General features: G+C 61.4%; 26 protein-coding genes and 2 tRNA genes. 13 read left to right on the top strand and 15 right to left on the bottom strand.

Features of this window, described 5'->3' with window-relative positions; genetic code table 11:
- Positions 1-250: 250 nt before the first annotated feature.
- The gene (locus SB772_RS26235) at positions 251-1,564 is read right to left on the bottom strand and encodes a cytochrome-c peroxidase (protein ID WP_410836093.1); all 1,314 of its coding nucleotides are present in this window, start codon (positions 1,562-1,564) and stop codon (positions 251-253) included.
- Between the two features lie 329 nt (positions 1,565-1,893).
- Between SB772_RS26235 and SB772_RS26230 the strand changes: the two genes are divergently transcribed.
- Positions 1,894-3,471, top strand: a complete 1,578-nt coding sequence (locus tag SB772_RS26230; RefSeq protein ID WP_410836092.1) for an acid phosphatase — start codon at positions 1,894-1,896, stop codon at positions 3,469-3,471.
- Between the two features lie 265 nt (positions 3,472-3,736).
- On the top strand, positions 3,737-4,120 hold the full coding sequence (locus tag SB772_RS26225; RefSeq protein WP_410836091.1) for a DUF427 domain-containing protein: 384 nt from the start codon (positions 3,737-3,739) through the stop codon (positions 4,118-4,120).
- A 72-nt stretch (positions 4,121-4,192) separates the two neighbouring features.
- Here the strand turns inward: SB772_RS26225 and SB772_RS26220 are convergent.
- Both SB772_RS26220 and SB772_RS26215 read right to left on the bottom strand, forming a co-directional pair.
- Positions 4,193-4,269, bottom strand: a tRNA-Arg gene (locus tag SB772_RS26220).
- A gap of 304 nt (positions 4,270-4,573) precedes the next feature.
- Positions 4,574-5,404 (bottom strand): undecaprenyl-diphosphate phosphatase, encoded by an 831-nt coding sequence (locus SB772_RS26215; protein ID WP_410836090.1) that lies wholly within the window; start codon positions 5,402-5,404, stop codon positions 4,574-4,576.
- Positions 5,405-6,068: 664 nt separating this feature from the next.
- Here SB772_RS26215 and SB772_RS26210 point away from each other — a divergent pair.
- The 3 genes from SB772_RS26210 to SB772_RS26200 all read left to right on the top strand — a co-directional run bounded on the left by SB772_RS26210 (position 6,069) and on the right by SB772_RS26200 (position 8,339).
- Positions 6,069-6,977 (top strand): aldose epimerase, encoded by a 909-nt coding sequence (locus SB772_RS26210; protein ID WP_410836089.1) that lies wholly within the window; start codon positions 6,069-6,071, stop codon positions 6,975-6,977.
- 129 nt (positions 6,978-7,106) lie between these two features.
- Positions 7,107-7,826: a peptidoglycan DD-metalloendopeptidase family protein gene (locus SB772_RS26205; RefSeq protein WP_410836088.1), complete on the top strand. Its 720-nt coding sequence runs from the start codon at positions 7,107-7,109 to the stop codon at positions 7,824-7,826.
- A gap of 186 nt (positions 7,827-8,012) precedes the next feature.
- Positions 8,013-8,339 carry a hypothetical protein gene (locus SB772_RS26200; RefSeq protein WP_410836087.1) on the top strand — a complete coding sequence of 109 codons (327 nt, stop codon included), beginning with the start codon at positions 8,013-8,015 and terminating at the stop codon, positions 8,337-8,339.
- A gap of 661 nt (positions 8,340-9,000) precedes the next feature.
- Here SB772_RS26200 and SB772_RS26195 read toward each other — a convergent pair.
- Entirely contained in the window at positions 9,001-9,351 is a 351-nt protein-coding gene (locus tag SB772_RS26195) for a pentapeptide repeat-containing protein (RefSeq protein WP_410836086.1), read from the bottom strand.
- Between the two features lie 82 nt (positions 9,352-9,433).
- Between SB772_RS26195 and SB772_RS26190 the strand changes: the two genes are divergently transcribed.
- Both SB772_RS26190 and SB772_RS26185 read left to right on the top strand, forming a co-directional pair.
- Positions 9,434-9,742: a DUF2288 domain-containing protein gene (locus tag SB772_RS26190; RefSeq protein WP_410836085.1), complete on the top strand. Its 309-nt coding sequence runs from the start codon at positions 9,434-9,436 to the stop codon at positions 9,740-9,742.
- Entirely contained in the window at positions 9,739-11,127 is a 1,389-nt protein-coding gene (locus tag SB772_RS26185) for an MATE family efflux transporter (RefSeq protein WP_410836084.1), read from the top strand. The genes SB772_RS26190 and SB772_RS26185 overlap by 4 nt, the downstream gene beginning before the upstream one ends.
- 256 nt (positions 11,128-11,383) lie before the next feature.
- Here SB772_RS26185 and SB772_RS26180 read toward each other — a convergent pair whose 3' ends face one another.
- Positions 11,384-11,554, bottom strand: coding sequence for a hypothetical protein (locus tag SB772_RS26180; RefSeq protein ID WP_410836083.1), 171 nt, complete (start codon positions 11,552-11,554; stop codon positions 11,384-11,386).
- A gap of 155 nt (positions 11,555-11,709) precedes the next feature.
- On the opposite strand from SB772_RS26180, the gene SB772_RS26175 reads away from it, so the two are divergent.
- Both SB772_RS26175 and SB772_RS26170 read left to right on the top strand, forming a co-directional pair.
- Positions 11,710-11,883, top strand: coding sequence for a hypothetical protein (locus SB772_RS26175; RefSeq protein ID WP_410836082.1), 174 nt, complete (start codon positions 11,710-11,712; stop codon positions 11,881-11,883).
- A 396-nt stretch (positions 11,884-12,279) separates the two neighbouring features.
- Positions 12,280-12,356: transfer RNA gene (locus SB772_RS26170), tRNA-Pro, on the top strand.
- Positions 12,357-12,638: 282 nt separating this feature from the next.
- Here SB772_RS26170 and SB772_RS26165 read toward each other — a convergent pair.
- From SB772_RS26165 to SB772_RS26155, 3 genes are all read right to left on the bottom strand, one after another.
- Positions 12,639-13,058 carry a hypothetical protein gene (locus SB772_RS26165; RefSeq protein WP_410836081.1) on the bottom strand — a complete coding sequence of 140 codons (420 nt, stop codon included), beginning with the start codon at positions 13,056-13,058 and terminating at the stop codon, positions 12,639-12,641.
- On the bottom strand, positions 13,055-14,269 hold the full coding sequence (locus SB772_RS26160) for a DUF6402 family protein (protein WP_410836080.1): 1,215 nt from the start codon (positions 14,267-14,269) through the stop codon (positions 13,055-13,057). The genes SB772_RS26165 and SB772_RS26160 overlap by 4 nt, the downstream gene beginning before the upstream one ends.
- 208 nt (positions 14,270-14,477) lie before the next feature.
- Positions 14,478-14,624 (bottom strand): hypothetical protein, encoded by a 147-nt coding sequence (locus SB772_RS26155; RefSeq protein ID WP_410836079.1) that lies wholly within the window; start codon positions 14,622-14,624, stop codon positions 14,478-14,480.
- 102 nt (positions 14,625-14,726) lie between these two features.
- Between SB772_RS26155 and SB772_RS26150 the strand changes: the two genes are divergently transcribed.
- The 3 genes from SB772_RS26150 (at position 14,727) to SB772_RS26140 (ending at position 16,867) form a co-directional block, all read left to right on the top strand.
- Positions 14,727-15,002, top strand: a complete 276-nt coding sequence (locus SB772_RS26150; RefSeq protein ID WP_410836168.1) for an HD domain-containing protein — start codon at positions 14,727-14,729, stop codon at positions 15,000-15,002.
- Positions 15,003-15,388: 386 nt separating this feature from the next.
- Positions 15,389-15,847 (top strand): phosphohistidine phosphatase SixA, encoded by a 459-nt coding sequence (sixA, locus tag SB772_RS26145; protein ID WP_410836078.1) that lies wholly within the window; start codon positions 15,389-15,391, stop codon positions 15,845-15,847.
- A 207-nt stretch (positions 15,848-16,054) separates the two neighbouring features.
- A complete protein-coding gene (locus tag SB772_RS26140) occupies positions 16,055-16,867 on the top strand; it encodes a GNAT family N-acetyltransferase (RefSeq protein ID WP_410836077.1) in 813 nt (270 codons plus the stop codon).
- Between the two features lie 89 nt (positions 16,868-16,956).
- Here the strand turns inward: SB772_RS26140 and ppx are convergent, their stop codons facing one another.
- Positions 16,957-18,564, bottom strand: coding sequence for an exopolyphosphatase (gene ppx / locus SB772_RS26135; protein ID WP_410836076.1), 1,608 nt, complete (start codon positions 18,562-18,564; stop codon positions 16,957-16,959).
- A 202-nt stretch (positions 18,565-18,766) separates the two neighbouring features.
- Here ppx and ppk1 point away from each other — a divergent pair, with 202 nt between their 5' ends.
- The gene (gene ppk1 / locus SB772_RS26130; RefSeq protein WP_410836075.1) at positions 18,767-20,830 is read left to right on the top strand and encodes a polyphosphate kinase 1; all 2,064 of its coding nucleotides are present in this window, start codon (positions 18,767-18,769) and stop codon (positions 20,828-20,830) included.
- Between the two features lie 75 nt (positions 20,831-20,905).
- Here ppk1 and phoR read toward each other — a convergent pair whose 3' ends face one another.
- The 6 genes from phoR to pstC all read right to left on the bottom strand — a co-directional run bounded on the left by phoR (position 20,906) and on the right by pstC (position 26,573).
- Entirely contained in the window at positions 20,906-22,219 is a 1,314-nt protein-coding gene (gene phoR / locus SB772_RS26125) for a phosphate regulon sensor histidine kinase PhoR (RefSeq protein ID WP_410836074.1), read from the bottom strand.
- 131 nt (positions 22,220-22,350) lie between these two features.
- Positions 22,351-23,052, bottom strand: a complete 702-nt coding sequence (gene phoB, locus SB772_RS26120; RefSeq protein WP_331599213.1) for a phosphate regulon transcriptional regulator PhoB — start codon at positions 23,050-23,052, stop codon at positions 22,351-22,353.
- Positions 23,053-23,080: 28 nt separating this feature from the next.
- A complete protein-coding gene (phoU, locus tag SB772_RS26115) occupies positions 23,081-23,785 on the bottom strand; it encodes a phosphate signaling complex protein PhoU (protein WP_410836073.1) in 705 nt (234 codons plus the stop codon).
- Between the two features lie 27 nt (positions 23,786-23,812).
- Complete coding sequence (pstB, locus tag SB772_RS26110) at positions 23,813-24,661, bottom strand: phosphate ABC transporter ATP-binding protein PstB (RefSeq protein WP_410836072.1); 849 nt, start codon at positions 24,659-24,661, stop codon at positions 23,813-23,815.
- A 17-nt stretch (positions 24,662-24,678) separates the two neighbouring features.
- Entirely contained in the window at positions 24,679-25,575 is an 897-nt protein-coding gene (gene pstA / locus SB772_RS26105) for a phosphate ABC transporter permease PstA (RefSeq protein WP_410836071.1), read from the bottom strand.
- Positions 25,572-26,573 (bottom strand): phosphate ABC transporter permease PstC, encoded by a 1,002-nt coding sequence (pstC, locus tag SB772_RS26100; RefSeq protein ID WP_410836070.1) that lies wholly within the window; start codon positions 26,571-26,573, stop codon positions 25,572-25,574. Before pstC ends, pstA begins: the two co-directional genes overlap by 4 nt.
- Between the last annotated feature and the right edge of the window lie 46 nt (positions 26,574-26,619).

Genomic DNA, 26,619 nt, shown 5'->3' with positions numbered 1-26,619 from the left:
GAAGGGTTTTCCTCGAAGAGTGATTCGGGCGGTCACAAGCGCGCAAGCCTCGACTCGTGATCCGGACCCCAAAAGCATAGCATGGTGTCCCGCGCCGTTGCCGCGCGCACGCTGGCCAAATCTGCTGGCCCGGGTCGGCACCGCTTGTCTGCTCGCATCGTTTGCGCTGCTGTTGGCCGGCTGCTATCTGATCCTCACGGGCACAGGCAGTTGAACGCGACCTGGGCGGCCCAAGCCGCCCGGATTGCGTTCACTGCGCGGCCGGCTTGTATCCATCGGTCAACGTATTCAGGAACGCCACCACGTCCTTGATCTCAGCCTCATCGAGCGCCGGCTTGTCGCCCGGCTTGCGATCGAACGGCGGCTCGGTATTCAGATTGGCCCAGTAACGCCGCGGCAAATCGTCGAACTTCTGCACTTTCCCCTTCGAGACCGGATAGAACTTCTCCGGATTCGTATCGCGCTCGGCATAAAAGCGCACCGCCTCATCCAGCGAATGATAAATACCGTTGTGGAAGAAGCTCTTCTTCAACGCGACGTTACGCAGCGTCGGCGTGCGGAAGATGCCGCAAAACTCGGCGCGGCCCTTCAGATCGGTGCGCTCCGGCCCGCAAGCGCCGAGGTCGTAGAAATGCGGATCCCGGTTCACCGGCAACGCCCGGTTGCGCGGCACACCGATCGCGATCAAACCGAAATCGCTGAACTGGGGCGGTGCGCCGTCCCTGCTGCGCTGGCTGATATGGCAACTGGCGCAATTGCCCTTCTTTTCGTCGTTGAAGAGCTGCAGGCCATGCAGTTCGGCTTTGGTCAGCTGCGCTTTGCCGGCCAGATACGCGTCGTATTTGCTCGTGTATGGATAGAAAATCTCCGGCGTTTGCTCGAAGGTTTCCACCGCTTGCAGCACGGCTTTGAAGGTAGCGTCGTCGTTGTCGAAAATGTGCTCGCCGAATGCCGCGCGGAAGGCGTCGGCGTACGGCGCGGCCTTCACGGCGGCCGTGACCTTCTGCGGCGTGCTGCCCATTTCAAACGACGACAACAGCGGAATCCGCGCCTGGTCCGCACCGCGATCGACCCGGCCGTCCCACGTCAAGCCGCCGGTCGGACCCGCATCGACGCTTTCGTCGCCTTCGTCATCCGACTCGTGATAATGCTCGGCGAATGCCGGCACCGATTGCAGGTACTTGAGCGTGGGCGCGGCGCGCATGCCGGTGCGGTGCATATCGCCGCCGCCGAGTTGTACCGACAGCGAATTGGCTGGCGCGAACCCGTGATCGGGACTGTGGCACGACGCGCAGGCCAGCTTGCCCGAGCCGGACAGCGACGCGTCGAAGAACAGTTGCTTGCCGAGCGCCGTCATCTGGCGCACCGATTCGTACACTTGCGCGCGGGTCTGGCCGCCGTCATGCGCGGCCGCCTGGACCACTGAAGCCGCCGCCGGTGCAGCTGAGACGGCGGCCACGGGCGCCAAGGCGAGCAACGCGCCTGCAGCCACATCCGACGTCACAGCAGCCGCCCCGCCGGCCGACGGCGCCCGTGTGTCGCACGCCGTCAACGTCATTGCCATCACTAGCGCCGCGCCGAATCCAGCCGGCCGCACAACGAATCTAGCCGGCCGCACAAGACGCCCCGCCGCCAGCCGAACCACCCTTTCCCGAATCCCCGTCAGACCAAGCCGCATAAGAATGATGTGAGTGCTTTCGATGTTGAAGTGCGCGAGCGTATTTCATCGACATGTCGTTTAAATGACATATAGCCGACGGAAAAGCCTGGAACGAATGCATTTGTAATTAATTACATCTCTCTGTCAAATTCCCTTGCGAAACTTTCGTCGGCTGCCATCCGTGTAAGCACTGGACAAGCCGGTCCCCAACGCGAGAGAGAAAACATACCAAAATGAACAAGAAACTGATCTGCGCGACGCCTGTCGCGATCGCCGCAGCGCTGAGCCTGTATGCATGCGGCGGCAGCGAAATCACGCAGCCGGACATCACGGCGATCAAGACGGTCGTGGTGATCTATGCGGAAAACCGCAGCTTCGACAATCTGTACGGCAATTTCCCGGGCGCCAACGGCTTGCAGAACGTGACGGCGGCAAGCGCAACCCAGGTCGACCGGAACGGCACACCGCTCGCGACGCTGCCGCAGGTATGGAACGGCCTGACGCAAACCGGCGTGACGCCGGTGGTGACGCAAGCCATGACCGCCAACCTGCCGAACAGCCCGTTCGCCATCGACGACCCGAACGGTTTCAACACGCCGATCACCGCCACGACGCGCGACCTGTATCACCGCTTCTATGAGAACCAGATGCAGATCAACGGCGGCAAGAACGACAAGTTCGCCGCGTGGGCGGATTCCGGCGGCCTCGTCATGGGGCACTACACGCTCAACGCCGACAAGCTGCCACTGTGGAAGATCGCGCAGCAATACACGCTGGCCGACAACTTCTTCATGGGCGCGTTCGGCGGCTCGTTCCTGAATCACCAATGGCTGGTCTGTGCGTGCACGCCGACCTATCCGAACGCGGACAAGAGCCCGGCGGCGGTCTCGATCTCGGCGGTGGAAAGCGACGGCGTCACGCTCAAGGTCGCGGCCAACTCGCCGGCTTCGGCGTTGAGCGGCCCGCCGAAATACGTGCTCTCGGGCAACCTGACACCTGACTTCTACGCGATCAACACGATGCAGCCGGCGTATCAGCCGAGCGGCAACAAGGCCGCCGCAGGCGGCGACGCGACGCTCGCCGATCCGTCCGCGGCGACTACACTGCCGCCGCAGACGCAGCAGAACATCGGCGACCTGCTGAACAACGCGAAGGTGTCGTGGGCGTGGTACGGCGGCGCATGGGGCGCGGCGCTGTCGGCGACGCAAACCGGCACGTCGAATGTGATCTACGGCCCGAATCTGACGGCGCCGAACTTCCAGCCGCATCACCAGCCGTTCAACTACTTCGCCGATCTCGCACCGGGCACCGCGAACCGCGCGCAGCACCTGCTCGACGGCGGCATGGCCGGCTCCGAGTTCATCAAGGCCATCGACGCCGGCACGCTGCCGCAAGTGTCGTTCTACAAGCCGCAGGGCAACCTGAACGAGCACCCGGGTTACACCGACGTGGCGTCGGGCGACCAGCACATCGCCGATGTGATCTCGCATCTGCAGAAGAGCCCACAGTGGAACAACATGCTGGTGGTCGTCACGTACGACGAAAACGGCGGATTCTGGGATCACGTGGCGCCGCCGAAGGGCGATCGCTGGGGCCCTAGCACGCGGATTCCGGCGCTCATCGTCTCGCCGTACGCGAAGAAGGGTTTCGTCGATCACACGCAGTACGATACGACGTCGATCCTGCGCTTCATCACGCACCGCTTCTCGCTGCCGACGCTGCCTGGCATCTCGGCTCGCGACGCCGCGCTGGTCAGCAACGGCGGCAAGCCGATGGGCGATCTAACGGCCGCGTTGAACATCAAGCAATAATCGCCGGGCAACAGTCCGTCTGACGGCGTGGCGTTGACAGGGCAGCTTCGGCTGCCCTTTTTTGTTTTCGTCGCGCGGAGGGCGGGGTGACGCGCTTGTGCCGGACGTAAGCCATGACACGAGCAGGGACACAAGCCGAGCCCCAAACGTGCCGTCGTTACGCGGCGTATGCTTCGAGCAAAGGCACGATCGTTCCCGTCGATGCGGCGCGAAACTTCAAGCAGCGTGTTACAGGCTTGGCCCACTCATCAAGGAGTTCAACAACATGAATGAAAAAACCATCAAGGTCCCCGGTCCCGATCATCCGATAACGATCGAGCCGAGCAAAGCCCGCGTGGTCGTGACCGTAGCCGGCCGCGTGATCGCCGACACGCTCGATGCGCTGACGCTGCGCGAAGCGTCGTATCCGCCCGTGTATTACATTCCGCGCAAGGACGTCGAGATGGCGCTGCTGCAAAGCACCGACCACGCGACCTATTGCCCGTATAAGGGCGACTGCGCGTACTACAGCATTCCCATGGGCGGCGAGCGCACGGTGAATGCAGTGTGGACGTACGAGGCGCCATACGCAGCGGTAAAGGAAATTGCGCAGCATCTGGCGTTCTATCCGGATCGCGTCGATTCGATCGACGTGCAGCCGGCAACGTGAAGCCACCTGCGGCAAGAACACACGCTCGGGAGAAGAAGGCTCTGAAGCACCGCAGACCGCGGCACGAGCGTTTGGTACGGCAGGAGGGACTCGAACCCCCCACCCTCGGCTTAGAAGGCCGATGCTCTATCCAGCTGAGCTACTGCCGTAATGAACAGAGGCGATGCCACATCGACGTACGATGTGCATCACCCGCAATGAGCACCCGCTCTCGGGTTTTGGCAACCTGTGCCCTGCACGGTATAACGCTATAGAGCGCACCACAGGGTTCGCAGCATACCGAAATTGTAACTGACCGGGCCGGGACTGGAAATCTCAACCATGCTCAGCCGTAATCGGCGAGCCACCCACGCCACGTCACGAAAAACAAACGGGCCCGGCAGATTGAGCCGGGCCCGGATTATAACCGATCGACTCTCGCCCGCCAGCGCGTAGCAGGCGAATCGAGCGCAATCAAACCGGCTGCGGATGCAACATGAACCAGCCGAGGAACACGATCCCCGCCATTCCGCAGTACACGCCGAACGAGGCCAGACGTCCGCGGCCTTCGAAATAGCGCATCAGGAAACGCACGCTGAGATAAGCCGCGATCGCGGTCAGCACGCCGCCCAGCAGCGCATCGGCGAGTTGGCCCGGCGCGTGGAACAGCTTCGGCAATTCGAGAACGCCGGCCGCGAAGATGATCGGCGTGCCAAGCAAAAACGAAAACTCAGCGGCCTTCTCCGCCGTCAGGCCGGCCGCATTGCCGGCGATCATCGTCAGACCGCTACGCGAAAAGCCCGGAATCAGCGCGCCGATTTGCGCCAGCCCCACGAAAAACGCCTGCCGGAAGGTCAGCTTCTCCGGCGGCTTATGCGCACGCGAGCGCTGCAGACGATCGCCGAACCACAGCAGCACGCCGTTGACGATCAGTGCAATCGCGACGATGCGCAGATCGTGAAAGAGCCGCTCGAGCCGCTTTTCCAGCAGCAGCCCGACCAGACCGGCCGGAATCGTGCCGATGATGAGCGCCCACATCATGTGCGCATCGTCGTTGGAACGGTCGCCGAATGACGCGAAGAAACCGCGCACCAGTGCGTACCAGCGCTTGCGGAAGTACCACAGCAGCGCGAGCGCGGTACCAAGGTGCAACGCGACGAGGAACGGCAGCAACTGCGGCGCGTGCTTGTCGATATGCACGCCGAACAGTGCGGGCACCAGTAGGGTATGGCCGAGGCTGCTAACCGGAAACAGCTCCGTGACGCCTTGCAATACGCTTAGGAAAATCAGAAACGAAAGGTTCACGCGGCGGTCCTCTTTGTAAGGAAAGTGTCGGGGAACAGCGCGCCGCGAAACCATAGAACCGGCGCGTCGAAGCGCACCGATTATGCCTGGCTGCAATGACACCGCCAAGCTTTTGAACCGCGTTTGGGGAAATTTTGATGCGCTGCGTCACAACTCGAAACCGTCGTTACGCGGCAGATAAACAAACAGGGCCGTCGTCGCGGCGGTCCTGTGATTCATGCGGAGTCCGGTGCGCTCAAGCGCCCGGCTCGCAGTGAACGGACCGGTGGGACGGCGAAACAGGACAGTTGGATCAGCGTTCGAGCTGGTAGAAAAAGTAGACCGTGCTTGCTGCGAACATGCCGAACAAAGTCACAGCCATTGCCATTGCGAGATCCATAACGCCTCCTGAGCCGGTCTCGGCCGGCAGTCGATGACACCCGGGCAGTCAGACGGATTATCGGCAAGGATGGCGCGTCAGCGACACCCGCAATTTCCCGAGAAGGGTTTCCCCGTAGCGCAAAGCAGCGCAGAATCTTCGTCTCGCGTGGCGCTTGCCACCGGGTCCAGCCGCGTTGGATTCGCCGTCGCGCCCGCGTTGTGTTCGCGCGTTCCAGCGTATCGGCCCGAAATTAACCTGCTATCAACCCGCTTATTAACTGTTACCAACCAGGCCCCATCGACCATGCCCCTCTCCCCGCAACAGGACATTATCGAGATCGCCCAGGACGCCTCTGTGCTCCGTTTCGCGCCACAAGCCGGCGGCCGGCTGCTGTCGTGGACCATTGACGGCGAATCGGTGATCCATTGGCCCGAGCACGCCGACTGGAGCCAGCCCGCCAGGATCCGCGGCGGTAATCCGTTGCTGTTTCCGTTTCTCGGACGGCATCGCGTCGACGGCAAGATCGGCTCTTGGCGCGACGCCGAAGGCACGGTGCGCGCGTTGCCGATGCACGGCTTTGCACGCGATCTGCCATTCGAAGCTCACGCGGACGTGCACGGTGCCGGCCTGCGCATGATCCTGACCGACAGCGACGCGACCCGCAGCGGCTATCCGTTCAGCTTCCGTTTTGAAGCCGCATACAGCCTGGTCGATAGGCGCACGCTCGAAGTCACACTGACCACAGTCAATACCGGCAACGCGCCGCTGCCCTATTACGCCGGTCACCATTTCTACTTCACGCTGCCGCACACCCAGCGCGGCGAGACCTCACTGGAACTGCCGCGCACCGAACGGTGCTATCAGCAGGACGATGGCTCGATCAGCGCGGCCGAGGCGGGCAAGACACGCTATACGCTCGACGAGGCGCGCATTCTCGACCGCTTCCATTGTTTCGACGGCGCGCCTGATCGGCCCGTGCGCCTCGTCGCGCCCGGCCTGAAATGGGTCATCACGATCGACCTGCAACGCCCGGACTCGACGCCCTGGTACGCCGTAACGACATGGACCGAAGCCCCCGGGTCGGATTTCTACTGCGTCGAGCCATGGCTGGGGCTGCCGGATGCGATTCACAACGGCATGGGCTTGCGCTGGCTGGAACCGGGTCAAAGCGAGACGGCTGCGTTGCGCATCGGCGTCAGCGTGCTTCGCTGATTGCGGCCCCATCCACGCGCTGCAACCCGTTTTTCGGATGCCGCAACGCAAAACCGTTAGAATCGAAAGCTTTTTCGTCTACCTGCCACGTGATCGGGATCGGCGCGTGGCAGCGCTTTGCGAGGTCCAATGTTTGACACAACAAGAATGATGAAGCGGCTTGCCTGCGCGTCCTTACTGGCGGCAGTGCTCGCCGCCTGCGGGTCTGCACCGGTGGGTCCGGGGTTCTACCGCGTGGAACGGGGCGACACGCTCTCGAAGATCGCACGCGGCAACCGGCAATCGGTGCAAAGCATCGTGCGCTGGAACAATCTGACGAACCCGGACAGCATCGAGGTCGGTCAGGTGTTGCGCGTGGCGCCGCCGGGCAACGCGGCATCGACGAGCGGCGCGGTACGCAGCAGCGGTGGCGGGAGCGCAAGCGCTTCGGCCACGCCACGCGCAGCGCCCGCCGACAGTTCGCCGTCGTCCGCGCCGGCTTCGTCGATCTCGCTGATATGGCCGGCCGACGGCACGGTGATACGGCGCTTCGACGGCGCCAATTCGAAGGGCATCGATATTTCGGCTGCGTCGGGCACCCCCGTGATGGCCGCGGCGGCCGGCGCCGTCGTTTATGCCGGCAACGGCCTGCGCGGCTACGGCAACCTGCTGATTCTCAAACACAACGCCGACTATCTGACGGCCTATGCGCATAACCGCGTGCTGCTGGTAAAGGAAGGTCAGACGGTCGCGCGCGGTGAGAAGATTGCCGAGATGGGCGACACCGACACCGACCGCGTGATGCTGCACTTCGAATTGCGCTATCAGGGCCGCTCGATCGATCCGTCGCGCGCGCTGCCTGCTCGCTAGCGGGCCTTAACGGGCCATTAACGGCATTAGCGGGTCGTTCGCGGCCCGTTTATCCATGCGTTAGCGGCGCCGGGGACAGCGGACTGCAACCGAGGCCCCGGGGAACCCGGCATGCTATAAAACGCTCAATCTGATACGCGACGTGGCCGACCGCCACGTCGTCCTTGTTTTTGTAAGGAATTTGCAATGAAGAGCGCATTTGCGTCGATTACCATGGCCGCAGCGGTTGGCCTCGGCGTGCTGACGCTCGGCAACCTCAGCGGCTGCTCCAGCACCACCACGATGACTTATCTGCCCAGCGGCGACACCGGCTTCGCGATCAACTGCAGCGGCAGCGACGCGAGCTCGAGCTGGGCCGAGTGCTACAAGCGCGCCGGCGAAGTCTGCGGCAACTATGGCTACGACGTCGTTTCGAAGGACGTCGACAACGGTGCCACCTCAGGCGGCTCGATCGGCGGGATCTTCGGTGCGAACGTGAAGAACCGGTCGATGGTGGTGCGCTGCAAACAGTGACAGCAAGCCGGCCGCGCACCGCATGCGAATCGATCGTGACGCGCGGACAAAAAAAGCCCGGCACGAGGCCGGGCTAACGGGGGTTTGGCGCATATCGGCAAAGGACCGGTTCACCATGCGCCAGTAGGAAATCTAACAATCCGCCTATACTCGTGCAATCTATTAATTTCGCATGCAATGTGATGCGGCGCACGGAGCCCGGATTATGCGATGCCGAAATCAATAAAATAAGAAGAATAAATGTGTCAAATGTCGCTATACAAAACGCCATAAAATCAGCAGACAAGAATCTTCAGCCGGCTTGCAAAGCCACGCGCAGCAAGCATTTGCGAGATTATCCCAATAACCCTGACGAAAGATGTTTGACCGATTCCAACTAACCTCGCCCGGCATGATCCCGGCGCCCTGCACATGGCGTGCCTTTGGTGCGCCAACGCACCAAACGGGACCATTAATCGATATTCAGGCAGAGCAAATGAGCCACCAACTCCACCTCATTAATTCGAGAATAGCGAAGATATTTAAATTTTTAAATCCACTGACAAAACGCGCAATAGCCAATCAAGTATTTATATTCATTCGATGAAATGAATAATAGGCATTGCCGGCCATTCGTTCAAGCCCGCCGAACGGCTAAAATCGGCAGGCTTAAAACCGTCGCCTACATGACCCGCAAACCGGGTTCGGTCACCAGCACGGCCGCCTGCTGATGTGAAATCGCCGCGCCTTTGAAAAGCGCGGCATCGACGAGCCGCACGCCGCTCAGATCAGTCTCGCGCAGGTCAGCGCCCTCAAAGCGCGCGCCCTTCAGATGCGCGTCCTTCAGACTGCTGCCGTCGAAAACCGCCTCGCGGAAATCGACCCCGGCGAGATCGGCGTCGGAGAAATCGAGTTGTTGCAGCGTCGCCTTGCGAAACGACAGCCCGCGTAAATCCGCTTCGCGGCCGCGGCACCGGACCCAGCGGTTGAATCCTGTGACATGAAGGTGGACATAAAATAAAATCGAAAGCACCTAAGCGCACCGGAGCGCGTGCCGCCGTGACGATCGGCGCCTATGGTTTATAGTAACTGCCTCGTCAGAACCCCCGCCCACAATGACTTCCAACGACGCCTCTCATAGCCCGCTGTACGCCAGGCTGCTCGCGGAAACCGCCAAAATCGGCTGGACCGAGCTCGAACGCTTTTTTGCGCGCGGCATGCTGCTGCGCGTGGCGCGCGACCTCGATCTGGTCAGCGTCGCCGAAGCCATCGCCAGCGACGACACCACACAAGTCACGCAATGGCTGTCGTCCGGCCTCGTCGAACGCGTGCAGGCAGAGACCGCCGCCGATTTCGCCGCGCGCGATCCCGACCTGTGGGCGGTGGTCGTGTCGCCATGGGTCTGCGTGCAGGAACGCAGTTGAGCGAGACCGCGCCCGGCGCGGAGGCGCTTGACGCAGCAGCGCCCGCTGTGCCTGCGGTGCCAATACGCTGGCATCGGCGCGTGTTGACGCTGGCGTTTCCGATCGTCCTCGCCAATCTGACGCAACCGATCCTCGGCGCGGTCGATACGGCGGTCGCCGGACATCTGGATAGCGCATCGTATCTCGGCGGCGTCGCGCTCGGCGGCCTGTTCTTCAACTTCGTGTTCTGGGGCTTCGGCTTCCTGCGCATGGGCACCACGGGGCTCGTCGCACAAGCACATGGCGCGGGCGACCAGGCCGGGTTGCGCAGCAACGTCGTGCGCGCGCTGTTGCTGGCGGCGGCGATCGGCGCGGCGGTGCTCCTTCTGCAAGCACCGCTGATCGGCTACGCATTGCGCGCGCTCGGCGGCAGCGACGCGGTACAGCGCCACGCACAGATCTACTGCCACGCGCGCATCTGGGCCGCGCCGCTCGCCCTCGCCAACTACGTCGTGCTCGGCTGGCTGCTCGGCACGCAGCGAGTGCGGCTCGCGCTGCTGTCGCAGGTGTTCATCAACAGCGTGAACATCGTGGCAGTGCTGCTGTATGTGTACGTGTTCGATTGGGGCGTAGCCGGCATCGGCGCAGCCACGGCCACGGCCGACTCGCTCGGCTTCGTGCTCGGCGCCGCTTTGTTGTGGCACGGGCGGCCACGCGGCCTGCCCGCGCTGAACCGCGCCGCATTGTTCGATGCGGCGGCGCTCAGGCGTCTGGTGGCGTTGAATCGCGACATCTTCGTGCGCACGCTGTGTCTGCTGGCCTCGTTCGGCTGGTTCGCGCATCTCGGCGCGAGACAGGGCGACACCATCCTCGCCGCCAACGCGCTGCTGCTCAATTTTCAGACCTTCATGGCCTATGGACTCGACGGCTTCGCGCACGCCGCCGAAGCGCTGGTCGGCGCCGCGATCGGCGCACGCGACCGGCATGCGTTCCGTCAGGCAGTCAAGGTGACGGCGCTGTGGTCCGCACTCGGCGCAGTCGGTTTCTCGCTGGTGTACTGGGGCGCGGGGGCGTGGATCGTCGAACGCCTGACCGATCAGGTCGCGGTGCGTGCCGCTGCTGAAGCCTATTTGCCGTGGGCCGCGCTGTCGCCGGTGATTTCCGTATGGGGCTTTCTGCTCGACGGCGTGTTCATCGGCGCGACCCGCACGCGTGAATTGATGATGTCGATGGTGGTGTCGTTCGCGGTGTTCGTCGCGGCGTCGTGGGCGTTGCTGACGCTCTACGGCAATCACGGCTTATGGGCTGCGATGCTGATCTTCATGGCCGCGCGCGGCGCGACGCTCGCGCGCTTTTTGCCGGGCGTCGTGCGCGCCCTGCCCCAGCTGCCGAGGGTGCCCGTTTAACGTTTGTGCAGCATGCGGTTACGGCTTGAAACAAGCGCATACATATGCGGCACACCGCTCGCCCTAGAATGCTTGCAGCCCGTGCTCTCCGCGCGAACAGTCTGCGCGGGTCAGAGGTGCCGGCGTGCCCGCGCCGGTGCTTCGTCTTTCCTTTTTCTCTTGAAGCAGCAAACCCGGCCGGCCACGGCGCCGCTTCCGAAGCGGCCCGTCAAGCAGGTCGCGCGGCGCTGACCACAACCCGCTGATCACAAATTCGTCAAGGCGCGGCGGGCGCGAGCATCATCGGAGGCGGACGGTCGTCGGTTGGCACACCGTGATAGTCGGCCGGATCTTTTGGCGGCGGCCCGCCATGATGACCGGATGGATTATCGGCACAGCCGGTCAGGCCGGCAGCCAGCAACAGCGCAATCAGTAGAACGCGATTCATAGACTCTCAAGACAGAATGAACAGAACGGCGGCAAAGCGCCAAGAGTCTACCTGCAAAGCGTCATCCACGACTGCCCGGCACCCAGCCTCCCCCTCCCATTTCGTTATGCGTGTCCTACTATGGAGGCATGGTTGCATCATCAAAGGAGACTGCCATGGACGCTGAATCGATCGCGGGTCTGGTCGGACTCGGAATTGGTCTACTCGTGCTGCTCGCCTTGTCGATTTTCGAAATGAAAACCTACCGGCGCGAACACGACGGCGAAGGCATGCTGCACCACTGGCTGACTCATCAGCACCTGCCGGACTGGATGCATCGCCGGCATTGAGAAAGAACCGCCCGCTCGTGCGTTTGTGCGCTTGCGCACATTCCGGCTTTTAGGCCATCGATACACTGCGCTCGCCGACTATCTTCACCGCAGCGACGATCTGCCGGCCGCCGACCGTCGCGCGCTGATGCACGCCGCAGCGCTGTTATGGCGCACGGGCTTCAATCTCTCCAACAGGCTGCAAACAAGCACCGCGACGGCGCATTGATACGGTCTTGCCGGCATCGCCACGCGATGTCTTTCGGCGTGGCCGGCGTCGCGTCGATCATCGTGATCGGGTTGCTGTTGTTGGGATGCATATAGGCTTGCGGACATGCGCCTTTGCGCTCCGTTTTCAGCCCGACGCAATTCACCATTGACTCTGGCACCCAATGCCACGTAGAATCTCGGATTCGTCGGAGCGTAGCGCAGCCTGGTAGCGCATCTGATTTGGGATCAGAGGGTCGTAGGTTCGAATCCTATCGCTCCGACCAACGGAATCAAGCATTTAGCCCGGTCATTGCGACCGGGTTTTTTGCTTTTTGGAATCTGTGTAGGCACGGTGTAGGCAAATTCGATCAACACGTATCGACAACTGTGCGGCTGCGCTACCGGGTGTTCGCCGGACTGACTTGCTGGAACAGCGCCGCCACGCTGATGAAAGCGTGGGCGGCACATGTGTTGGCTTGTGGTGAGTCGTCTGAATAGGCAGCCCCAAACCGGGCGATGGTTTTGGGAACGCAGATTCGGTATTCGGTAATGCGCTGCGCGTCCGATTAAAGGCGTGGACGCGCAGCCAGCAGCCTGTCCCACCCGGAGGGCGGTAGCGAGATATACGTCGAGTCGTCGCTGCCATCGCCTATCGAGAATCCAACAGACGGACCGAAATAGTGAACAGGTCCGTCAGGTTTCAAGGAATAGGTCACGCCGGAAGACCAAGACAAATCCGGGACTGGCGTACTAAAAGTGTGTTGCGCCAACAGCTTCCCACTCTTCGCATTGAACAGCCGACCAACGTATTCCGAGTTCCCTCCCGGAATCCGGACCAGCAGACAGCGCTCGGCCATGTAGACACCATCAGGCGATGTCGATCTTTGGCATTTGGTCCCGTGTGGAGTTCTGTTGAACAGGGCGAAATAAAGCGCGCCGATTGCAATCAAGGCCAGCAGCGCGACACGTCTGCGCGTGAATTTCATAGGTAGACCGCGATTGCCGGGTTAACAGGAACAAATCGCCGATCTGTATAGATAATAAAATCTCCACCCCGCTTGTGCTTGATCTGCCACTGTCGAAAGTCACTGTTATGTACGGGGTAGTAGACCTCCCACTTGATAACCGGATTGCCGATGGTGACCGGTGATTCTACATAGGGAATATGCCGGGAAGTGGCCGCAACTCCGTCAAGTGGGATCACGATCACGCCGTCGCTACTCCAATGCCCCAAATATTGCGAGCGATCTCCCTGTTTGTCGGTGAACGTATAGCCATCCGTCACGTACACCCATATGCCCGTTATTTGAGCTTTTATTGTCCCACTCACTACCACACCGCTAGCGATATCCTGTGAAAAACGGACAGACCCAATGGCCACATATATATTGAATGAGCCAAGCGCAGCAGTAAGGTCGTCAGGAATACCGGAACGCTCGATATCTGCTATTAATTGATTCCTGATTTTCTCTGCAAGAGCGCCGTCAACCTGTGAAAATTGGAATTGGAAGAGCTTATGCAATTGCTTAGAATCATCCCCACAAACATCAGTAGTGAAAAGATCACTCCTAGCCTTATACGGGATTAGCTTCTCCTTAAGCTTGTCAATCGCCCTCGGTGAACGAATGGCCTCCGTTATCAAATAGTCGTATTTCTCTTTTGCGCGTGCGTATTTCAACACCCAATCCAGCTTGACTGTAGTCGTGTCGTACATGTCGGGCGGATAGGGCTTTCCGTCCTGATTGATTTTGCCCTGCTCATCATCGTCAGTGGGCGAGTAGTTCAAACGACCAGCGAACCACCGCTCCATCAGCTTGGCCCCAACCGGCATCATCTCCTTGCGCATAGCCCCCGGAATTTCCTGAATATCGAATGCCGGAACAGTCTTGACCTTTCCCTGCTTGACCGGCTCGGGCTTGGGTGCGGCGGGCGTATCGTCACCCCATGGCGTATCGAGCCATTTTTTAAAGCTTGAGAAGGTCGCTGCGGTGTCCTTCCTGAATTCTTCGCGTGTCCATGGGCGGGTCGGTGTTGGTGTGGACGCCGCCGGGCTGGGTAGCGCCGGAGGCGCTTTGTCCATAGCTATAGCGAGACCCGGAATAGGGCTGCATCCGTTGTCCCCATCGCATAGCTTCCATCGCCAGAGCAACTTACCGATCTTGAAATAACGGATTTTTCCGTTTGTCGATGCAGCCATGTCTTGTTATTCCCTAGTCCTGTTAAATGGGTGCGGATTGCCCCATAAGAAGTTATGCCAGGCGAGGAAGTGGCGCCAATCAGATAAATCCGAATTTCCGTCAACAATGGTTAAATTCAATTTTCGAAGCTTTTGCCGCCGCAAAAAGTGAAAAAGCCAACCCTCGCGGGCTGGCTTTCGTGCGTCCTGCTTGATGGTTGATCCGCCGTCACGCACCAGCTTTGGACTCCGGCGCATCCAACGCCAACAGATCGGGGTGACGGCTGAAATAACTGGACACGATCACGCGGACTTCATCGAGAAGACGCGGATCGGCTTGCGCCAGCACATCGAGAAGCAGACGCTTTTCGCGCATATAGACCGCTGCAAATTCCGGGTCGCGCGCCTCGACGGTATGCAGGTTCGACAGCAGGACATCGATGCCGCCATATCATAGTGGCCTGACTGGCCTGTATAAATTTGCAGAAGGCTCCCGGTCAAGACGTTAGCGCGATGCGACGGCGCGACGGCTGAAATGGTGGCCGCCGCCTGGCTGCACGATGTGGCCGAAGATACCGCCGTACCGCTTTCACTTATTCACACGGAGTTCCGGGCACAGGTCGCGCGACTGGTCGATGAACTGACTGCTGTATCGACGCCAGCAGACGGCGATCGGGCGGCGCGTAAGGCACTGCGCCGCTGCCGATGCGTTCGCCGTGTGCGCCCGATCCAGCGCATCTCGCCGATATGTTGAGCAGAGCGGCGGCTCCGTTCTGCGAAACTGCCACAGCCGCGCCGCCATCGGCTTGCACACTATCTCACCCTGGGATCAGAGGGTCGTAGGTTCGAATCCTATCGCTCCGACCACGAAAGCATGACCAAACCCGCGTCGCCTCCGGCTTCGCGGGTTTTTGCTTTTGGGTCGCATTTCAAGCATTAGGGCGCCTGTCTGAAGGTTCTGGCGCCCCCGCAGGCAGCGCGGCGAATCGCCGGCGAAATCCCGCGGACTTCGTTCGATATACGCTGTCGCTTATACAACCCACCCGGGCCTTTGCCTTGCGGCATCGCAAGCCCCCATGCGACAGTGATCGAAATACCGGCGCTGCTTTCCCCGCCGCAACCAGAGTCAAGGAGACACGCATGAATCTGATCCTCTGGCGTCACGCCGAAGCCGAAGATTTCGCCCCGAGCGATCTCGCCCGCGCGCTGACCACGAAGGGCCGCAAACAGGCACAGAACGTCGCCAAATGGCTGCGCACCCGCCTGCCCGAGGACGCGGTGATTCTCGCAAGCCCCGCGGTGCGCACCATCCAGACCGCCGAAACCTTGAGCGACCAGTATCGCGTGGTGCGCGAGCTCGCCCCCAACGCGAGCGCCAACGACGTGCTCACCGCCGCCGGCTGGCCCGAAGGCATCGCTCAAACCGTCGTGATCGTCGGCCACCAGCCAACCCTCGGCCACGTCGCAGCGCTGCTGCTCGCCAACAGCGAAGCGAGCTGGCCGCTGAAGAAGGCCGGCGTCTGGTGGATCTCCAGCCGTGAACGCAACGGTGACGAACAGGCCGTCCTGCGCGCGGCGATGAGCCCCGATTTGATCTGAGCCTGCGCGGGCGCTGCCTCGAACGCTATCCCAGGGGGCCGCTACACACGGTCGCGCCGGCACAACACATCCGCGTGACATGACAAGCCGCAAGCCCGCAGCTTACGGGCCGTCATCCAATCGTCACGGCTTTGCCATGCGATCGTCACCAGGCGTTACTACATTGGCGAAAAAAGAAATCTCCCCTTTTTTCGACCAGGACGCCACATGCGAGAACTGCCGACGCCCACCCTGCCCCTCGCTTCGATCTTCGAGTTGCGCCGTCTGCCGCGCGCCGAAGAAACGGTCACCGCCCAGCATCGCCTGCAAGTTACATGGGCACGCACCGACGAAGAACTGCGCGAGGCCCAGCGGCTGCGCTACCGGGTGTTCGCCGATGAAATGGGTGCCCGCCTGACGGGCCCCGCCGGTCTCGACGTCGATTCGTTCGATTCGTATTGCGATCATCTGCTGGTGCGCGATCTCGACACGCTGAAAGTTGTCGGCACCTATCGCGCGTTGCCGCCGCATCAGGCCGCGCGTATCGGCGGCCTGTATGCGGAGAGCGAGTTCGACGTCTCACGTCTCACGCATCTGCGCGCCAAGATGGTCGAAGTCGGCCGTTCGTGCGTGCACCCGGACTACCGCAGCGGCTCGGTGATCATGTCGCTGTGGGCGGGCCTCGCCGAGTATATGAAGCACAACGGCTACGAAACGATGCTCGGCTGCGCGAGCGTCGCGATGGTCGACGGCGGTCACTACGCGGCGAATCTGTATTGCTCGCTGCGCGACAACGCACTGACGACGCCGGAATATCGCGCGTTTCCGCATACACCGCTGCCGGTCGACGAGTTGCAAACGGGCGCGGACGTCGCGCCGCCGCCGCTGGTGAAGGGCTATCTGCGTCTTGGCGCGAAAATTTGCGGCGCACCGGCCTGGGATCCCGACTTCAACACGGCGGACTTTCTGACGCTGCTTCGTCTTTCCGAAATCAATGCACGTTATGCACGGCACTTTTTGGGCGATGCGCTGCCGCGTTGATTGACCCGGATACGCTCGACGCATCTGCAATGCGCACATAAAAAAGCCCGGCGAATTTGAACCGCCGGGCTTTTTTTAACCGTCGCTTTTTACTCGTCCGTGTAAACCACGCGATACGGGATGCCAACCTTCTCCCACTCCGCAGCCTCCTGAATCAGGCTGTAATCCGTGAGCGGATTGTTCGCGACCCATTCGTTCGGCAAGCGCACTTCGTAGCCGCCGTTCGCCTGCGCTACCGCGATGCCGGGCAAACCGACATCGGCACGCCGGCGGCACAGCAGCGCCGCGAGCCTCAAACAGAACAACAGCGGCCATTCCACTTCGCGCGTTTGCGACAACTTGCCGAGTTTGCCCGCGTGGCCGAGCACCAGCGCGGCGAGCCGCGCCTGATCGGTGCGCGAAAAACCCGGCATGTCCGCATTGCTCGCGATATAGGCCGAATGCTTGTGATACGCGCTGTGCGAAATCGACAAACCGATTTCATGCAAAGCCGCGGCCCAACCGAGGAACATCCGGTTTTCCACTCGACGCTCGTCATCCGGCTCCGAGAACTGATCGTAGAAACTCACCGCCAGGTCGCCGATCCGTCCCGCCTGCGCACGATCGACGCCATAGCGCCGCATGAAGCCGCCGGCGGTCACCGTACGCATGTCTTCGTGCTGCGCGCGGCCCAGCAGATCGTACAGCACGCCCAGACGCAACGCGCCGTCCGTCGTATCGACGTATTCGACGCCGAGTTCATCGAACACCGCCAGCATGATCGACAGGCCGCCCGCCAGCACCGGAATCCGATCGGCCTTCAACGCGACAAGCTTCAGACGATTGACGTTTTCCGCCTTGATTAACGCGCGCTTGAGCCGTTCGAGCCCGCCGCGCGAAATACCGTGCGTAACGCCCGGATCGTTGAAGCCGTTCGCCTCGACCAGTTCGGCCAGCGCGCGCGCGGTGCCCGACGAGCCGATCGCCTGCTCCCAGCCGGTTTTTTTGTATTCAGCGGAAATGATCTGGATTTCGCGGCTCGCGGCGAGTTCGGCCTGGCGCATCGTGTATTCGTCGACATTGCCGGCCGGAAAGAACGCGCGGCTATGGCTCACGCAGCCGATATATAGACTTTCCATCTTGATCGGCGTGTAGTGCGAACCGATGATGAATTCCGTCGAGCCGCCGCCGATATCGACCACCAGCCGCTTGCCCGAACTCGCGGGCACCGAGTGTGCGGCGCCGGCATAAATCAGGCGTGCTTCTTCGCGGCCGGCGATCACTTCAATCGGGAAACCGAGCGCGGCTTGCGCCTCGCCGAGAAACTCGTTGGCGTTCTTGGCGATGCGCAGCGTGTTGGTGGCGACCGCGCGAACATGATCGGGATGAAAGTCGCGCAGCCGTTCACCGAAGCGCTTCAGCGCATCCCAGCCGCGCACTTGCGACGCGCGATCGAGCATCTTGTCGCTCGACAGACCGGCGGCGAGGCGCACCGGTTCGCGCAACGCGTCGACCTGATAAATCTGGCTACCCGCGTCGGTTTCCTCGACCCGGCCGACGATCAGCCGGAAGCTGTTGGAGCCGAGATCCACGGCAGCGAGGAGGTGTGGGGGATTGACCATCGATTGAGCGGACTCCATGCGCGCGAGCGCGGCAGCCAGGGATGCGGAAGACGCCGTATGCGTCTTGTAGCCGGCCGCACTGTTCAAAGACGCCATTTTAAGCGTACCGGGCCTCACGATGTGACCTCGCAGTGTTGGGTGTGCGCCATGGTCCCATATACACCGCGTCATATTGACGACACGCGAAGAATACAGCGTAGAATTTAAGCCATCGAGAATGTCATAACTACGTAATCATACTGTGAGAATTTCCGAGCGTCTTTCCGCGTCCCTTCCTGACAATCCATTCTCGCTGCCGATGTCCATCCGCTACCCCTTATTGAATCGCGAGCTGGGCATTCTGGGTTTCAACGAGCGTGTGTTGGCACAAGCTGCCGACCCCGCCGTCCCTTTGCTCGAACGCCTGCGCTTCATCTGCATCACCAGTAGCAACCTCGACGAATTCTTCGAAGTCCGTATGGCCGGACTGCAGGAACAGATGCGCGACAACCCGGGTGCGCTGTCGCCCGACGGCATGTCGCTGCAGCACGTGTACGACCTCGTGGTCGAACGCGCGCAGAAGCTCGTGCATCGTCAGTACACGATGCTGCACGATACCGTGTTCACTGCGCTCGAAGCAGAAGGCATCTACTTTCACGGCACCGAAGCATGGAACGAAGCGCAGACCGAATGGGCGCGCAACTACTTCTTCGACGAACTGCTGCCGGTGCTCACGCCGATCGGACTCGACCCGGCGCATCCCTTCCCGCGCGTGCTCAACAAGAGCCTGAACTTCGTCGTCGAACTGGAAGGCAAGGATGCCTTCGGCCGCCAGGCGATGATGGGCATCGTCCAGGCGCCGCGCGCGTTGCCGCGCCTCGTGCGGATGCCGCAGGAGCTGTCGGGCTATCCGCATGGCTTCGTGCTGCTCAGCTCGCTATTGCAACGCTTCGTGGGCGAGCTGTTTCCGAATCTGGTGGTGCGTAGCTGCAATCAGTTTCGCATCACGCGCAATAGCGAACTGTTCGTCGACGAAGACGAAATCACCAATCTGCGTGTCGCGTTGCAGGGCGAATTGCCGGCACGGCACCTGGGCAATGCGGTGCGGCTGGAAGTGTCGGCAGAAACGCCCTCGCACGTCGTGCGGCGCCTGCTCGACGAAAGCGGTCTGTCGGACAAGGACTGCTACTACGCCGACGGCCCCGTGAATCTGGTGCGCCTGATGCAGTTGCCGGAGATGGTGGACCGGCCCGACCTGAAGTTCGTGCCGCACATCCCCGCCATACCGCCGCGGATCGCCAACAGCACCAGCCTGTTCGACGTGATCGATCAGGACGACGTGCTGCTGCATCATCCGTACGAGAGCTTTCAGCCGGTGCTCGAACTGCTGTTGCAAGCGGCCAAGGATCCGAACGTGGTGGCAATCAAGCAGACGATCTATCGCACCGGCACCGATTCGCCGCTGATGGACGCGCTGATGCAAGCCGCTCGCAACGGCAAGGAAGTCACGGTGGTGGTCGAACTGCTCGCGCGCTTCGACGAAGAAACCAACATCAACTGGGCGTCGCAGCTCGAAGCGGTGGGCGCGCACGTCGTCTATGGCGTGGTGGGCCATAAGTGCCACGCGAAGATGATGCTGATCGTGCGGCGCGTGTCGGTGGGCGGCAAGACTTCGCTCAGGCGTTATGCTCACCTCGGCACCGGCAACTATCATCCGCGCACCGCCCGGCTTTACACCGACTTCGCCCTGATGACCGCCGACCAGAAAATCTGCGAAGACGTCCATCACGTGTTCCAGCAACTGACGGGCATTGGCGGTGAATTGCGGCTGCATGAGTTCTGGCAATCGCCGTTCACGCTGCACCCGAAGCTAGTCGAAGCGATCCGCGCGGAAGCCGAGCATGCGCGCGCCGGCAAGAAAGCGCGCATCGTCGCGAAGATGAATGCGCTGCTCGAGCCGACCGTGATCGCCGAGTTGTACGAAGCGTCGAAGGCGGGCGTGAAGATCGATCTGATCGTGCGCGGCGTGTGTTCGTTGCAGCCCGGCGTGCCCGGCTTGTCGGAGAACATCACGGTGCGCTCGATTGTCGGGCGCTTTCTGGAACATCATCGCATCTTCTACTTCTACGACTGCGGCAAGGAACAGGTGTATCTGTCGAGCGCCGACTGGATGGACCGCAACTTCTTCCGTCGCGTCGAAGTGGCGTTCCCGGTCAACAACCGTCGCTTGAAGCGGCGCGTGATTGCTGAAGGCTTGTCGGCGTTTCTCGGCGACAACCAGTCCGCGTGGCTGATGCAAAGCGACGGCCACTATCGTCGGCGGCGGCCGGGCAAGTCGTCGCGCAATGCGCAAATGAGTTTGCTGACTAAATTCTGTTCGTGAGCGAATCAGCAAGCGAACCAGGCTAAAAAAAGCCCGCCTTGTTTCCACGGCGGGCTTTTTTACGGGGCAACGTTGTCAAACCGGCGCCGGGTGCCTGCGTGCCGTGCGATACACCGGAAAGCGCACGGTGAACGTGCTGCCACGCCCCTCTTCACTCTTCACCTCGAGCAGTGCATCGTGCCGTTGCAGCACATGCTTGACGATCGCGAGCCCAAGGCCCGTACCGCCGGTATCGCGCGAACGGCTGCGGTCGACGCGATAGAAGCGCTCGGTCAGCCGCGGAATGTCCGCAGCCGGAATTCCCAGGCCGCTATCGGTGACCGAAAACACCGCACTGCCGCCGTTCGCTCGCCAGTTCACCTGAATCGCGCCGCCATCCGGTGTGTAGCGGATCGCGTTGATCACGAGGTTGCCCAACGCGCTGAGAATTTCTGTTTCGACGCCGGTGACCGTGAGCCCTTCGTCGGTGTCGAACACGATCTTGTGATGATCGCTCGACAGACTCTCCGCGTCCTCCTGGAGATGCCGCAACACCGCGCGCATATCGATCATCTGATCGCTTGGCGGCTTGTTGTCGCCTTCCAGTTTGGCCAGCACCAGCAGATCGTTGACGATGTGGCGCATGCGCGACGCCTGCTGTTCCATCAGTTCGAGGTAGCGCGAGCGTTCGGCTTCGCTCAACGGCAACTCGCGCATCGTCTCCAGAAAGCCCGATAGCACGGTAAGCGGCGTCTTGAGTTCATGCGAGACATTGGCGACGAAGTCCCGGCGCATCGCGTCCGTGCGCTCCAGTTCGGTGATGTCTTGCGAGAGCACCAGCTTGCGATTTTCGCCGTACGGAAACACCTGCACCGACAGCACGTTCTGGCGCTTGTCGCCCATCCCGCGCATGATCAGCATTTCTTCGTACCGGTGCGAATTCAGATAGCGGACGAAGTCGGGCTGACGCACCAGATGCGTGATGTGCTGGCGCAGATCGCGTTTCGCGTCGAGTCCGAAATGGAGTTCGGAGATCGCGTTGCACCACTCGATCTGGTCGTGATCGTCGAGCATCGCGACACCGTTCGGCGACGCCTGGATCGCCTGAATGAAACGCGAGTGCTGCTGCTCGACCTGCCGCACCTGCGCATGCCAGCGCTTCGCGAGCTTATGCAGACGGTAATAGATTTCGCCCCAGATGCCGGGAGCGCTCGGCACTTCGCCATAGACCGGCGCGTCGAGCAGGCGCCATAAGCGCTGCTTGTGAAAGGTGCTGAAGATGCCCTGCGCGAGCAGCAGAACGATCGCGAGGGCCAGTCCTGCCTTGACGTTCACCAGTGCGCCGACCACCGCGCAAAGAACAGCCAGCAGCACGACCGACACGAGGGAGCGCGCCCAGATGATGTTCATGTTCTAGCGATCGAAGAGAAAACCGTACGCGCCGTGATCATGGATCGCGACGCCTATTCGTCACGTGCGTGACTCGGGTGGTGTAAGCGCCGTCACCAACGCCTTCAACGCTTTCGGCACTACCGAAGAAGTTAAGCGCTCTTCGCGAGCCGGTAACCGCTGCCGCGCACCGTCTCAATCATAGCATCGCACCCGGCCGGCTTGAGCGCCGCGCGCAGACGCTTGATGTGCACGTCCACCGTGCGTTCTTCGACGAACACATGATCGCCCCACACCTGATCGAGCAGTTGCGTACGGCTGTGCACGCGCTCCGGATGCGTCATGAAGAAGTGCAGCAGACGGAATTCGGTCGGGCCGAGATCGAGCTTGATCTCGCTGCCTTCGGCATGCGCGGCCACCCGGTGCGTCGCCGGGTCGAGTTTCAGACCGTTGATCGCAACGACGTCTTCGGTCAACTGCGGCGCGCGGCGGCGCAACACCGCCTTGATGCGCGCCATCAGCTCTTTCGGCGAGAACGGCTTGGTGACGTAGTCGTCGGCGCCGATTTCGAGGCCGAGCACCTTGTCCTGCTCGTCGCCGCGCGCGGTCAGCATGATGATCGGAATGTGCCTGGTGCGTTCGTTGTTACGCAGATCGCGTGCGAACGCGATGCCAGACTTGCCCGGCAACATCCAGTCGAGCAGGACGAGGTCGGGCAACACATCGCTGATCAGGTTCTGCGCCTGCTCCGCGTTGTACGCGCGAATCGGGCAGTGTCCGGCGTGTTGAAGATTGACCGAAATCAGTTCGGAAATGGCGGGCTCATCTTCAATGACGAGAATGCTGCTGGGCATCGGCACCTCTTTGACCTTTATGCTGGAGTTAACCGAGGGCTTCGCGTTCGAGCGCATCGCGCGACTTGTGGCGCACGTCGGTGCCCTTGACGATATAGATGATGAACTCAGCGATGTTCTTCGCGTGGTCGCCGATCCGCTCGATCGCCTTGGCGATAAAGAGAAAGTCGAGGCCCACCGAAATCGAGCGCGGATCTTCAGTCATGTACGAAATCAACTTGCGCACGAACGCGCGGAATTCCTCGTCGATCGCCTTGTCGTCGCGCACGATCTGCGCGGCGGCTACCGTGTCGAGGCGAGCAAACGCGTCGAGCGCGCGGCGCAGAATCGACACGGCCATTTCGCCCGACAATTTGATCTCGGCGATATTGATGGTGCGCGATGCACCGTCTTCCATCAGACGCTTGGTGCGCTTGGCGATCTTTTCGGCTTCGTCGCCGGCACGCTCAAGATTCGTGATGGTCTTCGAAATCGCGATCAACAGGCGCAGGTCACGTGCGGCCGGCTGGCGACGCGCGATGATGTTGCTGCACTCTTCGTCGATTTCGACTTCCATCGTGTTCAGGCGTTCTTCGGCCGCGATCACCTGTTCGGCGACGTCGAGGTCGAAGTTGTTGAGCGCGATCATCGCGTTGACGATCTGCGATTCGACCAGACCGCCCATTTCGAGGACCTTCGACGAAACGAAGTTAAGGTCGGCATCGAACTGGCTGGACAGGTGTTTATCGGACATGTCGTACTCCGTTATTTGCTCGTCGGCTTAGCCGAAGCGGCCGGTGATGTAGTCCTCGGTTTCCTTGCGGACCGGCTTGATGAAGATCTTTTCGGTGTCGCCGAATTCGATCAATTCTCCGAGGTACATATAGGCAGTGTAGTCCGAACAGCGCGCCGCCTGTTGCATGTTATGGGTTACGATCACCACCGTGTAATCGCTCTTCAATTCGGCGATCAGTTCTTCGATGCGGCCCGTCGAGATCGGGTCGAGTGCGGAACATGGTTCGTCGAGCAACAGCACTTCAGGACGTATCGCGATGCCGCGTGCGATACACAGGCGCTGCTGCTGGCCGCCCGACAAACCGTAGCCGCTCTGGCCCAGCTTGTCCTTCACTTCGTTCCACAACGCGGCCTTGGTCAACGCCCATTCGACGCGGTCGTCCATTTCCGAGCGCGGCAGCGTTTCGAACATCTTCACGCCGAACGCGATGTTGTCGTAAATCGACATCGGGAACGGAGTCGGCTTCTGGAACACCATGCCGATCCGTGCGCGCAGCAGCGAAATATCGCGCTTGGAGGTCAGCAGGTTTTCGCCGTCCATCAGGATCTCGCCCTCGGCACGCTGCTCCGGATAGAGCGCGTACATCTTGTTGAGGGTGCGCAGCAGCGTGGACTTGCCGCAACCCGACGGGCCGATGAACGCGGTCACCTTGCCTTCGGGAATGTGCAGATTGATATTCTTCAGCGCGTGATACTTGCCGTAGAAGAAGTTCAGGTCGTTGATCTCGATCTTCGGACGCGACGGCGACAGCGCCTGGCCGCTTTGGGCGGGATCGAAACCGGCGGGCGCGGTGGGGCGCGCGATCGGATTGAGTTGAGTTTCTGCCATATTCATCGGATTACACTCCGCCCTTACTTGTTCGAAAAGATCGTGCGCGCGAGGATGTTCAGTCCCAGCACCGCGAGCGTGATCAGGAAGACGCCGGCCCACGCGAGCGATTGCCATTGCGCAAACGGGCTCATCGCGAACTTGTAGATCGTGACCGGCAGGTTGGCGACCGGCTGGCCCATATCGAACGAGAAGAACTGGTTCGACAGCGCCGTGAACAGCAGCGGCGCGGTTTCGCCGGCAATCCGCGCGACGCCGAGCAGCACGCCGGTGACGATGCCTGCAATCGACGCCTTCAGCGTGATCGACAGCACCATTTTCCACTTCGGCGTGCCGAGCGCGAAGGCGGCTTCACGCAGCGCATTGGGCACCAGCTTCAGCATGTTTTCGGTAGTGCGGATCACGATCGGGATCTGCAGCAGCGCCAGCGCGAACACGCCGGCCCAGCCACTGAAGTGACCCATCTTCGCGACGACCAGGGCGTAGACAAAGAGACCCACCACGATCGACGGCGCCGACAACAGAATATCGTTGATAAACCGCGTGACGCTTGCGAGCCAACCTTTCTGACCGTACTCGGCCAGATACACGCCAGCGAGAATGCCGATCGGCGTGCCGACGAAAGTCGCGAGTCCGACCAGCATCAGGCTGCCGACGATCGCGTTGGCGAGGCCGCCACCATCGGTGTTCGGCGGCGGCGTGGATTGCGTGAACAACTCGACCGACAAGCCGCCGATACCCAGACGCAGCGTCGTATAGAGAATCCACACGAGCCACACCAGGCCGAACGCCATCGCCCCGAGCGAAAGCGTCAGCGCGACGGCGTTCTTCATGCGACGGCGGCCTTGCAGACGCACGCGCATCGCTTCGAGTGCGGCGGCGTCGTTCGAACCCGGCATTTTCAAAGTGGGCTGGCTCATTTCGCGCCCTCCCCTTTTTCGAGGCGAAGCAGCATGACCTTCGAGATCGCCAGCACGACGAAAGTAATCACAAACAGGATCAGGCCAAGTTCCATCAGCGCCGACGTATGCAGGCCCGGATCCGCTTCGGCGAATTCATTGGCGAGCGCCGAGGTAATGCTGTTGCCCGGCGAAAACAGCGACACGTTATCGAGCAGATTGGTGTTGCCGATCACGAAGGTGACCGCCATCGTTTCACCGAGCGCGCGGCCGAGGCCGAGCATCACGCCGCCGATCACACCGCTCTTCGTGAAGGGCAGCACGATCTTCCACATCACTTCCCAGGTCGTGCAGCCGATACCATACGCCGATTCTTTCAGCAGCACCGGCGTGACTTCGAACACGTCGCGCATCACCGAGGCGATGTACGGAATGATCATGATCGCGAGAATCACACCCGCGCAGAGAATGCCGATACCGATCGGCGCGCCCTGAAACAGCGCACCGACAATGGGAATGCCGCCGAGGACCGCGCCGAGCGGCTTTTCGAACCACGTCGCGAAGATCGGCGCGAACACCAGCAGGCCCCACATGCCATAGACGATCGACGGAATCGCGGCGAGCAGTTCGATGGCGATGCCGAGCGGCCGGCGCAGCCACGCGGGCGAGAGTTCGGTCAGGAAAAGCGCGATGCCGAAGCTGACCGGCACCGCGATGATGAGTGCAATGATCGAGGTGGCGATCGTGCCGTAGATCGGCACCAGTGCGCCGAATTGCTTGCTGGGTGGATCCCAGTCGGCGGTCCACAGGAAGCTGAGGCCGAATTGCCTGATCGACGGCATGGACGCGACGATCAGCGAGACAATGATGCCGCCGAGCAGCAGCAGCGTGACGATGGCCGAGAGGCGCGCGAGGCCGCCGAAAATAACGTCACCGGCACGGCTGGGTGCTTTCTGTTGCGCCGAGCCGCCGGGCGGTGTCGACCTGGTCGCGCCAGACGCTAAATGGATGTCGGACATGAGAGCCTGATAGACCTGTTTCCAGTTGCCGTATGACATATGTCGC

The sequence above is a fragment of the Paraburkholderia sp. SIMBA_030 genome (genome assembly GCF_046535245.1).
GTDB lineage: Bacteria > Pseudomonadota > Gammaproteobacteria > Burkholderiales > Burkholderiaceae > Paraburkholderia.
This window is presented reverse-complemented; position numbering and strand designations above follow the sequence as displayed.

Excerpts from the sequence above, each read along its gene's own strand:
- SB772_RS26235 (WP_410836093.1), bottom strand. The coding sequence starts at position 1,564 with ATGGCAATGACGTTGACGGCGTGCGACACACGGGCGCCGTCGGCCGGC.
- SB772_RS26230 (WP_410836092.1), top strand. The coding sequence starts at position 1,894 with ATGAACAAGAAACTGATCTGCGCGACGCCTGTCGCGATCGCCGCAGCG.
- SB772_RS26225 (WP_410836091.1), top strand. The coding sequence starts at position 3,737 with ATGAATGAAAAAACCATCAAGGTCCCCGGTCCCGATCATCCGATAACG.
- SB772_RS26210 (WP_410836089.1), top strand. The coding sequence starts at position 6,069 with ATGCCCCTCTCCCCGCAACAGGACATTATCGAGATCGCCCAGGACGCC.
- SB772_RS26205 (WP_410836088.1), top strand. The coding sequence starts at position 7,107 with ATGTTTGACACAACAAGAATGATGAAGCGGCTTGCCTGCGCGTCCTTA.
- SB772_RS26200 (WP_410836087.1), top strand. The coding sequence starts at position 8,013 with ATGAAGAGCGCATTTGCGTCGATTACCATGGCCGCAGCGGTTGGCCTC.
- SB772_RS26190 (WP_410836085.1), top strand. The coding sequence starts at position 9,434 with ATGACTTCCAACGACGCCTCTCATAGCCCGCTGTACGCCAGGCTGCTC.
- SB772_RS26180 (WP_410836083.1), bottom strand. The coding sequence starts at position 11,554 with ATGAATCGCGTTCTACTGATTGCGCTGTTGCTGGCTGCCGGCCTGACC.
- SB772_RS26175 (WP_410836082.1), top strand. The coding sequence starts at position 11,710 with ATGGACGCTGAATCGATCGCGGGTCTGGTCGGACTCGGAATTGGTCTA.
- SB772_RS26165 (WP_410836081.1), bottom strand. The coding sequence starts at position 13,058 with ATGAAATTCACGCGCAGACGTGTCGCGCTGCTGGCCTTGATTGCAATC.
- SB772_RS26160 (WP_410836080.1), bottom strand. The coding sequence starts at position 14,269 with ATGGCTGCATCGACAAACGGAAAAATCCGTTATTTCAAGATCGGTAAG.
- SB772_RS26155 (WP_410836079.1), bottom strand. The coding sequence starts at position 14,624 with ATGCGCGAAAAGCGTCTGCTTCTCGATGTGCTGGCGCAAGCCGATCCG.
- sixA (WP_410836078.1), top strand. The coding sequence starts at position 15,389 with ATGAATCTGATCCTCTGGCGTCACGCCGAAGCCGAAGATTTCGCCCCG.
- SB772_RS26140 (WP_410836077.1), top strand. The coding sequence starts at position 16,055 with ATGCGAGAACTGCCGACGCCCACCCTGCCCCTCGCTTCGATCTTCGAG.
- ppx (WP_410836076.1), bottom strand. The coding sequence starts at position 18,564 with ATGGCGTCTTTGAACAGTGCGGCCGGCTACAAGACGCATACGGCGTCT.
- ppk1 (WP_410836075.1), top strand. The coding sequence starts at position 18,767 with ATGTCCATCCGCTACCCCTTATTGAATCGCGAGCTGGGCATTCTGGGT.
- phoR (WP_410836074.1), bottom strand. The coding sequence starts at position 22,219 with ATGAACATCATCTGGGCGCGCTCCCTCGTGTCGGTCGTGCTGCTGGCT.
- phoB (WP_331599213.1), bottom strand. The coding sequence starts at position 23,052 with ATGCCCAGCAGCATTCTCGTCATTGAAGATGAGCCCGCCATTTCCGAA.
- phoU (WP_410836073.1), bottom strand. The coding sequence starts at position 23,785 with ATGTCCGATAAACACCTGTCCAGCCAGTTCGATGCCGACCTTAACTTC.
- pstB (WP_410836072.1), bottom strand. The coding sequence starts at position 24,661 with ATGAATATGGCAGAAACTCAACTCAATCCGATCGCGCGCCCCACCGCG.
- pstA (WP_410836071.1), bottom strand. The coding sequence starts at position 25,575 with ATGAGCCAGCCCACTTTGAAAATGCCGGGTTCGAACGACGCCGCCGCA.
- pstC (WP_410836070.1), bottom strand. The coding sequence starts at position 26,573 with ATGTCCGACATCCATTTAGCGTCTGGCGCGACCAGGTCGACACCGCCC.